The organism is Lyngbya sp. CCAP 1446/10 (assembly GCF_026130175.1).
Classification (GTDB): Bacteria; Cyanobacteriota; Cyanobacteriia; order Cyanobacteriales; family Microcoleaceae; genus Microcoleus.
Map to the genome: position 1 here is coordinate 1 of NZ_JAIGNI010000140.1, position 650 is coordinate 650.

1 pseudogene is annotated in these 650 nt (G+C 38.5%); it reads left to right on the forward strand.

Features of this window, described 5'->3' with window-relative positions:
* Positions 1-166: 166 nt before the first annotated feature.
* Positions 167-459, forward strand: a pseudogene (locus tag K4039_RS26655) (hypothetical protein); the annotation flags it as partial.
* Positions 460-650 lie beyond the last annotated feature (191 nt).

Here is a 650-nt window from a genome sequence, read left to right on the forward strand (position 1 = left end):
CGGCTTTTAACAATCAGCAAAAATTATATTTCTTCCAAACAATATGAGCAAAATTTATCTGATCAAGGTGAACGCAAATTCACTCATCTTTCTAAATGCCGTTTTCTGACTTTTTCAGCAAGCCCTACTTAAGGCTGAAAGATTGGTGGCGTTGCTGAGTTAGAGTATGAATAGGAGGAATAATTTATTCAATGCCGGCGAATGTAAATTAACCCAGATCCGTAATAACGGCCCGAAAAAAGGAAAACAGAACCACATTTGTGTCCAATTTGGTCGTCAATTCATCAATGAGTATGAGCAAAGGCGAGGTTAAGCGCGAGAGCATCAAACGTGATTGCCTAAAAATTTATGTCAATGGTATGGCGAAAGCGGGCGATAGAACGAGTTAAGGGAGTTGATCATACCACGATAATAAATTGGGTAAAACAACTCGGAAAACTGTTGTCAGATGGTAAGGATTCAGGTCTCAATTATAGGAATTAAAGAAGGGGTCTGCACAGCCGAGTCAACCATTGCTTTTATAGCTTGGTCAAAAAACTCAATGACAGAACGTCCTTGATGGCGACAAGTTTGTATAACCGTCAATGGTAGTGATAAATATGTAGTGATTAGATATTCATTGGCTCAAAACATAGTTGTAATGATGGATA